The sequence below is a fragment of the Roseicyclus amphidinii genome, assembly GCF_030163755.1.
GTDB classification, from domain to species: domain Bacteria; phylum Pseudomonadota; class Alphaproteobacteria; order Rhodobacterales; family Rhodobacteraceae; genus Roseicyclus; species Roseicyclus amphidinii.
Genome location: NZ_JASJOE010000042.1, coordinates 21773 through 29847 on the forward strand (window position 1 = coordinate 21773; position 8075 = coordinate 29847).

Below are 8075 nucleotides of genomic sequence, written 5' to 3' on the forward strand. Positions count from 1 at the left end.
GCCATGGCGGGCGAACCCATGGTGCTGGTCGTCGAGGACGAACCGGCGCAGCGCGAGGTGCTGGCCTACAACATCCAGGCCGAGGGCTACCAGGTCGTGACGGCCGAGGCCGGCGACGAGGCGCTCGACATCGTCCGCGAGACGCCGCCGGACGTGATCGTGCTGGACTGGATGCTGCCGCATGTCTCGGGGATCGAGGTCTGCCGCCAGCTCAAGATGGGCGGCGAGACGGCGCGCATTCCGATCATCATGCTCTCGGCCCGCTCCGAGGAGGTGGACAAGATCCGCGGCCTCGAGACCGGCGCGGATGATTACGTGACCAAGCCCTATTCGCTGGCCGAGCTGCTGGCGCGCCTGCGCACGCAGCTGCGCCGCGTCCGGCCCGCGACGGTGGGCGAGCGGCTGGAATATGCCGATATCGTCATCGACCTGGCAGAACATCGCGTCTATCGCTCGACCGAAGAGCTGCGCCTAGGACCGACCGAGTTCCGGCTGCTCACCGCCTTCATGGAGCGCCCCGGCCGCGTCTGGAGCCGCGAGCAGCTTCTGGACCGGGTGTGGGGGCGCGACATCTACGTCGACAGCCGCACCGTGGACGTGCATGTCGGCCGCCTGCGCAAGGCGCTGAAGGCAGGCGACCACGGCGACCCGATCCGCACCGTGCGCGGCGCGGGCTACGCGCTGGGGTAATCCAGCCCGTAGACCCGCGTGGCCGTGTCGAGAAAGACGTGGGGCAGGGCGCCCCTGGCCGTCAGGGCCACGGCGCGCGCCGTGTCCTGCAGGACGGCATCATAGGGTTTGGCAAGTTTCTCAACCGGATAGTTCGATCCGAACATGACGCGTTCCGCCCCGAACTCCGCCAGCAGGTGTGCTGTCATCGGCGCGATGCTCTCGGCGGTCCAAGCGGTGTCGAACATGCCCCAGCCGCTCAATTTGACCGAAACCTGCGGAAGCTTGGCCAGTTCCGCCACGCCTGCGCGCCATGTTGCATCCGCACCGTTGCGCGGGCTGCCCGCGTGATCGAGGATCACGGGCATCTGCGGATGGGCGGCGAAGACCTCGGCGGCCTCGAACATCTGTTCGGGGTAGCATTGCAGGTCGAAGCGCAGCCCGGCCTCGGCCAGCGTCGCAAGCCCCGCGCGCCACGCGCCCTCCGACAGGAGCGCACGGGGCGCGAAGCTCAGGCCGGGCGCGTCGGGCAGATGGCTGACGATCTGGCGCACGCCCGCGAAGCCCGGTGTTTCGGCGTGGCGGGCAAGCGTCCGGGCAAGATCGGGCGCGCACAGGTCGGCCAGCCCGACGATGGCGACCCGATGCGCGCCCGCGGTCTCGGCGACGAAGCGCGTTTCGGCCACGGGATCGGGCAGGGCACCGTCGGTCTGCACATGGACCGAGGCGCGCGGCCGCAGGAGTGTTTCCGACAGGAATTCGTCCCACAGGTAATCGCGCTGGATCGCAGTGGGATCGCCGAAGGGCTTGGGCGCGCCGATGTCGCGCAGCCAGCCATAGCCGATCTCGTCACCGCGGCTGTCGGGCGCCCAGACATGGTGATGCGCATCGACGAAGCCGAACGGAAGGAGATCTGGCAGGGCGCTGGCCGTCATCTGTTTTTCCCATAATCATGATTATGTTAAATATGCATCCAACACGCCGGACGGCGTGGCGCAGGATTGGTGCCCCTGATCGCCCCGGCATTCAAGAGCCCGACCCGTCAGCACAACCGGGTTTCACACGAAGATGGCCGCATAAATCATTGGAAAGCTTCGCATTCGCGCCACCGCCAACCAGCGCTGGCGTCACGTCCTCTGCTAGTGCGCTGAAAACATGCCAAGATTCCACTTTCGCAAGTGACCGGCTCACGCCATAGTCATCCCACGAGGGATAACGGCATGAAAATTCTGGTCCTGAACGGCCCCAATCTCAACCTGCTCGGCACGCGCGAGCCCGAGGTCTACGGACATCACACGCTCGCCGATATCGAGGCGACCTGCGTCGCCCATGGCGCGACGCTGGGCGTCGAGGTCAGCTGCGCTCAATCCAATCACGAAGGCGCGCTGGTCGATCATCTGCACGCTGCACGCGGCACCATGGATGGCGTGGTGCTCAATGCGGGTGCCTACACCCACAGCTCGATCGCGCTGCGCGATGCGATTTCGGCGGTTCAGCTTCCCGTGGTCGAGCTGCACCTGTCCAACACCCACGCGCGCGAGGCGTTCCGCCATGTCTCGCTCATCGCGCCGGTCTGCGTCGGCGTGATCCAGGGCTTCGGCGCGGCCGGCTATCCGCTGGCCCTGACCGCGCTGCACGTGCATCTGACCGGGCGTCGGCCATGAGGGTTCTCGAGCCCTACCTGCGGATGCAGACGGTGGAAGACCTCTGGTCGCATCACACCGCGGTCATGGCCGATTACGGATTCGACCGGCTGTTCTACGCTTTCAACGCGTTCCGGGGTGCGGGCCTTTACGACAATCCCGAGGATGCGCTTCTGCTGACGAACATGCCCACGGAGTATGTCGATGCCTATGTCACCGGCGGCATGTTCCGCGACGGTGTCATGCTGCGGTGGGCGGTGCAGAACACGGGCGCTGCCAGCTGGGAGGATGTCTATGCCCAGATGCAGGGTCAGGCCCTGACCGAGGGCGAAAAGGCGATGCGTGCGCTGAATGAACGTCATGGCATAACTGCCGGATATACCATCAGTTTTCCCATGGCGATCAAGAACGCCAACGCGGGTGTCGGCATGGCCGTCCCTAAGGGAAGCACGCAGGCCGATGCCGATGCGATCTGGGCCGAGCATGGGCGCGATATCGAGACGATCAACCATGTCGCGCATCTGTGCATCCTGCAGCTTCCGGCGACGGGTCAACGCGCCCTGCTGACCCCGCGACAGGCCGAGGTGCTCGAGCTGGTGGCCGACGGCAAGACGATGCAGGACATCGCCCTGATCCTCTCGCGCAACGTGGCGACGGTGGAAAAACACCTGCGCGGTGCGCGCGACGCGCTTGGCGTGGAAACCACCGCGCAAGCGGTGCGCAAGGCTTCGATCCTGAACCAGATCTTCCGCATCGACGAGCTGGGGCAGCACGCTTCCGGCACCCCGCCCAGGATGGCCGGAACCGTCGCCCGCAGTGCCTGACGCCGTCCGCGTTTGGCAAGGGTAAGGTTTTCCACCGTTTCCCATGTCTCGCGCGCGCGGCACAGTGACGGCGTTCCGTGAGTGATGGCAATTCGGCCAGGAACATCGGGGGCTGTCGCGGATTGGCGCGTTCAGACGGTCCTCAAGGCCGGGAAACCGGGCCCGATGCGTGCCGCGGCGTAATTTCGTTCCGGCACGTGTCGAGGTTTGGGCGGGCGTGCTATCCCCATGTCCCTGCGCCCCGCCCTTTTGCGGCGCCGTCCGGTCTATCCGGCGGCGCCGCCTTCTTCCATCTCCAGCCGCGCCGCATGGTCGAGGATCGCGCGCAACACCTGTCGGCCATAGGCTGCATTTGCGTGATGCGCGTCGCTTGCGTTTTCGTGGCGAAAGGCCGGATCGGTAAAGCCCTCGGGCGTGATGGTTCCGGCGGGTTGCGGCACCACGGCGATACCCGCCTCGGCCAGCGCCGCGCCCACCGCCACGCGGTAGCGGCTGTCGATCTCGAGGCAGACCTCGGGGCGCAGGCGTTTGACATAGGGCGCATGCGCGAAGCAGCGCGGCCCCTCGATGACCACGAGACCCAGCCCAAGCGCCGCGACCGCCCGCGCATAGGCGACGGCATGACCGCAGTCCTGCTCGATCAGCGCCTGAACGGTTTGCCGGGAGAGCGGGATTTCCGCCTCCGACACCTGAAGCTCCCATGGCACGTGACGGTCCCAGCTGACCGTCCGAAGGATGCGCGCGGTGTTGAGCGGCAGGGAAAGGGCGATCAAGGCCCCCTGCCCCTCGGGCCCCGCGAAACTCTGGCGGTCGAGCGTCAGGTTCCGCCAGCGCGGCGCCGTCGTGGCGACGTGCCCGCCCGAGGGCGAGACGGTGAAGAACGGCCGCGTCGCCTCGCCGCCGGGGCCGAAGGCATGAAACCGCAGGGGCCGCCCCGCGGCCAGTTCGGGCGACAGCTCGAAGGCGCGCTTGATCGCGCCCAGGTGGCTGTCGCCGATCAGCGCAAGCGGCGTCACGGTCGGTGTCATCCGCGGGGTCCGAAACTGCCGAGGATCTCCTCCTCGCAGGCCAGCGCCTCGACGCTGTCGGTCCCGGCCTCCTGCGCGCGCCCCTGTGCGTTGTCGGGCACGCCGGCAAAGAACTGCGTCATGACGTGATCGACCCCGGCCCGGTTCACCGCGCGCAGGTTCGGCTCGAAAAAACTGCCGCGGAAGGGCGGGGCCGAGATGATTTCGTAGGACGGGAAATAGGTCACCCGCGACAGCTCGCTGGCGACCTGCCCTGCCACGGCGCGCAGGATCGCCTTTGACCCGCTGGTGGCCACCAGCACATGCGCGCCCGACATGGTCGCGGCAAGCGGCACCGGCGAGACGGTCAGGATCACCCGCGGCCCCTTGCCGCCGCGGGCGGCCCGGATCTTTTCGATGGCCTGCGTCAGGTCCGCATGGACCGAGGCGAAGGCGCGGTTCTCGAAAACATGCCGCGCGGGATCGAACCGCCCGGCCAGCGTGCCGGGGCAGAGCGCGAATTCGACGCCAAGCGCTCTGTCCAGCCAGCTTTCGGTCAGCCCCAGCGTGAAGACAAGGATGTTGCAGGTCAGGATGGAGCGGCGAAAGGCCTCGAGCGTCGCGCGGCGCGAGGCCAGCAGTTCGGCCGTGTCGGCGAACCCACCGGGCTCGACCGCGGGGCGGAACGGGTCATGGACGCGACCGCCCTCGCCCTGCCACACCAGCTCGGGGGGCGTGCGCAGCCCAAGCGCCCAATCCACCCATTGATGCAGCATCGCGGCGGTGTAGATGTTGCCCGTCCGGGCCGAGAACAGGCCGTAACCCAGCCGGCGCGCTGTGTCGGGGGCCAGCCCCTCGGGCGGCGGTTCCTCGTCTTGCCACTGGAACCCGCGCGCGGCCAGCGCCCGGCCGAAATGCTGCGCGAAACACGAGCCAAAGGTCACGAACCGGTCGCGCGGCGCGATGGGAAACGGCGCGTGCCACAGGCCGGAGATGTCGAGCATGTGCCGCTGCGCCACCGACGGCGACCAGAACGCCCCTTCGGGAAGATGGGTATAGGGGTGATCCGCCATGGCTCCCTCCGCCCTTCGGGTCGCGCTGGCACCTTGCGCGACGACTGGTCCTGACACGGGCGACAGTCTAGCCGCACAGGGCCCGGTTCGGCCAGATGCGACATGCCGCGCACCGTCGGCGTGCGGCGCTGCCGACAGCAAAAGGGGGCAGGGTTTCACCCCTGCCCCCATGAATTCCGTCCGATGGGACGCGCTCAGCCCTTGGCGGCCTTGGCGACTTCCTCGGCGAAGTTCTCTTCCTTCTTCTCGATGCCTTCACCGACCTCGAGCCGGACGAAGCCGGTGATCTCCGCGCCGGCTTCCTTGGCGGCGGCCCCGACGGTCAGGTCGGGGTTGATCACGAATGCCTGGTTGACCAGCGTGATCTCCGAGAGGAACTTCTGCATCCGGCCCACGATCATCTTCTCGATGACGGCCTCGGGCTTGCCGCTTTCGCGCGCGATGTCGATCTGGACCTGACGCTCCTTCTCGACCATCTCGGCGTCGACCGACGCCTCGTCGAGGGCGGCGGGGTTCACGGCGGCGACATGCATGGCCACCTGCTTGGCGAAGGCCTCGTCACCGCCCTTGAGCGCGACCAGAACGCCGATCTTGCCCATGCCGTCCGCGGCGGAATTGTGGATGTAGGAGGCGACGATGTCGCCCTCGAGCGCAGCCATGCGGCGCACGCCCATGTTCTCGCCGATGGTGGCGATCTTGTCGGTCAGCGTGTCCGCCACCGACTTGCCACCGAGGTCCGCGGCCAGCAGCGCCTCGAGGTCGGCTGCGCCGAGCGCGGCTTGCGCGATGCCCGCGACCATGCCCTGGAACTCGGCGTTCTTGGCGACGAAGTCGGTTTCCGAGTTCACCTCGACGGCCACGCCCTTGCCGCCCGAGACGGCCACGGCAACCAGGCCCTCGGCCGCGGTGCGGCCCGATTTCTTGGCGGCCTTGGCCAGGCCCTTGGTGCGCAGCCAGTCGACGGCGGCTTCGAAATCGCCGTCGTTCTCGGTCAGCGCCTTCTTGGCGTCCATCATGCCTGCGCCGGTGGCTTCGCGCAGTTCCTTCACCTGTGCAGCGGTGATTGCCATGTGCGTCTCTCCTGAATCTCTGTGGGCTGCGCGCGGGTGATGCCCCGCGCGCATGTCAATCGCATGACGGAGGGCTCAGCCCTCGGCGGTTTCCGCAGCGGGGGCGTCGGCGGTGCCATCGGCGGCCAGCGCCTCTTCGACATCGCCCTCTTCCAGCGAGCCGAGGTCGACGCCCGCGGTCCGCAGCTGCGCGCTCATGCCGTCCAGCGCGGCGCGGCTGATCAGGTCGCAGTAGAGCGCGATGGCGCGTGCCGCGTCATCGTTGCCGGGGATGATGTAATCCACGCCATCGGGCGAGCAGTTGGTGTCGACCACGGCCACGACCGGGATGCCCAGCTTCTTGGCTTCGAGGATTGCGAGGTCTTCCTTGTTGACGTCGATCACGAAGATCAGATCGGGAAGGCCGCCCATCTCGCGGATGCCGCCCAGCGAGGCCTGCAGCTTCGCCTGGTCGCGTTCCATCCCGAGGCGCTCTTTCTTGGTCAGACCTTCGAGACCGTTAGCGAATTGCTCGTCGATCTGCTTGAGACGGCTGATCGAGTTCGAAACGGTCTTCCAGTTGGTGAGCGTGCCGCCCAGCCAGCGGTGGTTCATGTAATACTGCGCGCAACGCTCGGCCGCCTCGGCGACGGGCTTCTGTGCCTGGCGCTTGGTGCCGACGAACAGGATGCGGCCGCCCTTGGCCACCGTCTCGCGCACGACGTTCAGCGCCTGGTCGAGCAGCTCGACGGTCTGCGTCAGGTCGAGGATGTGGATGCCGTTGCGGTCACCGTAGATATACGGTGCCATCCGCGGGTTCCAGCGCTGGGTCTGGTGGCCGAAGTGAACGCCTGCTTCGAGAAGCTGACGGAGAGAAAAGTCAGGGAGAGCCATCAACGTGGTCCTTTCCGGTTTGAGCCTCGACGAAGGAGAGGGTTTCGCGCCGTCATGGCACTGACCCAACCGGTGGACACGACGGGGATGTCTCCCCCGAAGGCCCGCCTTCGCCTGTGAAGTGAGCGCGCGTTTAGGGGGTTTCGCAACCGATGGCAAGCCCCCTGCCCCATCCGTGGCCCGGATCGGCGGCGCGCTGCGCCGACCCCGGCCTGTATGCGCGTCGTCCCTTTGCGCGCCTTGGCCAGAGAACAAGGATGGACCGGATCGGGACGGCGCGCTATGCGGCATCCCATGACGCGAAACCCGGATATCCTGTGCATCGGCTCGGTCCTGTGGGACATCATCGGGCGCACCGATCTGCCCATGGCGCTTGGCAACGACAAGCCCGGCCGCATCGCGCGGCTGCCGGGCGGGGTCGCGCTCAACATCGCCATGACGCTGGCGCGGTTCGGGCTGCGGCCCGCCTTGCTGTCGGTGGTGGGAGACGACCCGGCGGGGCGCGAACTGGTGGCGGCCTGCACGGCTCAGGGGCTGGATTGTGCGCCGCTGCTGGTGGATGCCGAGCTGCCCACCGATCAATACATGGCCGTCGAGGCGCAGGGCGCGCTTGTCGCGGCACTGGCCGATGCTCATTCGCTCGAGGCGGCGGGGGCGCGCATTCTTGCGCCCATGGCCGACGGGCGGCTGGGCCGGGCCGAGGCCCCGTGGGCCGGGCCGGTGGCGCTGGACGGCAACCTGACCGAGGCGCTTCTGGCCGAGATCGCGGAGAGCCCGCTGTTCGCGCGCGCCGATCTGCGCATCGCGCCCGCCTCGCCCGGCAAGGCCGAGCGGCTGCGCCCGCTGCTGACGCATCCGCGCGCCACGCTTTACGTCAACCGCGAGGAGGCGGGGCTGCTGACCGGAACGCGCCCCG

General features: G+C 67.9%; 9 protein-coding genes. 4 read left to right on the top strand and 5 right to left on the bottom strand.

Features of this window, described 5'->3' with window-relative positions; genetic code table 11:
- Window positions 1-3 precede the first annotated feature (3 nt).
- A complete protein-coding gene (phoB, locus tag QQK83_RS13705; RefSeq protein ID WP_284265111.1) occupies window positions 4-690 on the top strand; it encodes a phosphate regulon transcriptional regulator PhoB in 687 nt (228 codons plus the stop codon).
- Here phoB and QQK83_RS13710 read toward each other — a convergent pair.
- Window positions 675-1604, bottom strand: a complete 930-nt coding sequence (locus QQK83_RS13710) for an amidohydrolase family protein (RefSeq protein WP_284265113.1) — start codon at window positions 1602-1604, stop codon at window positions 675-677. The genes phoB and QQK83_RS13710 overlap by 16 nt on opposite strands.
- Window positions 1605-1889: 285 nt before the next feature.
- On the opposite strand from QQK83_RS13710, the gene aroQ reads away from it, so the two are divergent.
- Together aroQ and QQK83_RS13720 are read left to right on the top strand one after the other, a co-directional pair.
- On the top strand, window positions 1890-2333 hold the full coding sequence (aroQ, locus tag QQK83_RS13715; protein WP_284265115.1) for a type II 3-dehydroquinate dehydratase: 444 nt from the start codon (window positions 1890-1892) through the stop codon (window positions 2331-2333).
- The gene (locus tag QQK83_RS13720) at window positions 2330-3136 is read left to right on the top strand and encodes a LuxR family transcriptional regulator (RefSeq protein WP_284265118.1); all 807 of its coding nucleotides are present in this window, start codon (window positions 2330-2332) and stop codon (window positions 3134-3136) included. Before aroQ ends, QQK83_RS13720 begins: the two co-directional genes overlap by 4 nt.
- A gap of 266 nt (window positions 3137-3402) precedes the next feature.
- Here the strand turns inward: QQK83_RS13720 and QQK83_RS13725 are convergent, their stop codons facing one another.
- From QQK83_RS13725 to rpsB, 4 genes are all read right to left on the bottom strand, one after another.
- Window positions 3403-4164, bottom strand: coding sequence for a hypothetical protein (locus QQK83_RS13725; protein ID WP_284265119.1), 762 nt, complete (start codon window positions 4162-4164; stop codon window positions 3403-3405).
- A complete protein-coding gene (locus QQK83_RS13730) occupies window positions 4161-5216 on the bottom strand; it encodes a GSCFA domain-containing protein (protein WP_284265120.1) in 1056 nt (351 codons plus the stop codon). The genes QQK83_RS13725 and QQK83_RS13730 overlap by 4 nt, the downstream gene beginning before the upstream one ends.
- A gap of 194 nt (window positions 5217-5410) precedes the next feature.
- Window positions 5411-6286, bottom strand: coding sequence for a translation elongation factor Ts (tsf, locus tag QQK83_RS13735; protein WP_284265122.1), 876 nt, complete (start codon window positions 6284-6286; stop codon window positions 5411-5413).
- 75 nt (window positions 6287-6361) lie between these two features.
- A complete protein-coding gene (rpsB, locus tag QQK83_RS13740) occupies window positions 6362-7159 on the bottom strand; it encodes a 30S ribosomal protein S2 (protein WP_284265123.1) in 798 nt (265 codons plus the stop codon).
- Between the two features lie 294 nt (window positions 7160-7453).
- Between rpsB and QQK83_RS13745 the strand changes: the two genes are divergently transcribed.
- A partial coding sequence (locus QQK83_RS13745; protein ID WP_284265125.1) for a PfkB family carbohydrate kinase occupies window positions 7454-8075 on the top strand: 622 nt, incomplete at its 3' end.

Coding starts and splice junctions, on each gene's coding strand:
- phoB (WP_284265111.1), top strand. CDS start 4: ATGGCGGGCGAACCCATGGTGCTGGTCGTCGAGGACGAACCGGCGCAG.
- QQK83_RS13720 (WP_284265118.1), top strand. CDS start 2,330: ATGAGGGTTCTCGAGCCCTACCTGCGGATGCAGACGGTGGAAGACCTC.
- QQK83_RS13725 (WP_284265119.1), bottom strand. CDS start 4,164: ATGACACCGACCGTGACGCCGCTTGCGCTGATCGGCGACAGCCACCTG.
- rpsB (WP_284265123.1), bottom strand. CDS start 7,159: ATGGCTCTCCCTGACTTTTCTCTCCGTCAGCTTCTCGAAGCAGGCGTT.
- aroQ (WP_284265115.1), top strand. CDS start 1,890: ATGAAAATTCTGGTCCTGAACGGCCCCAATCTCAACCTGCTCGGCACG.
- tsf (WP_284265122.1), bottom strand. CDS start 6,286: ATGGCAATCACCGCTGCACAGGTGAAGGAACTGCGCGAAGCCACCGGC.
- QQK83_RS13710 (WP_284265113.1), bottom strand. CDS start 1,604: ATGACGGCCAGCGCCCTGCCAGATCTCCTTCCGTTCGGCTTCGTCGAT.
- QQK83_RS13730 (WP_284265120.1), bottom strand. CDS start 5,216: ATGGCGGATCACCCCTATACCCATCTTCCCGAAGGGGCGTTCTGGTCG.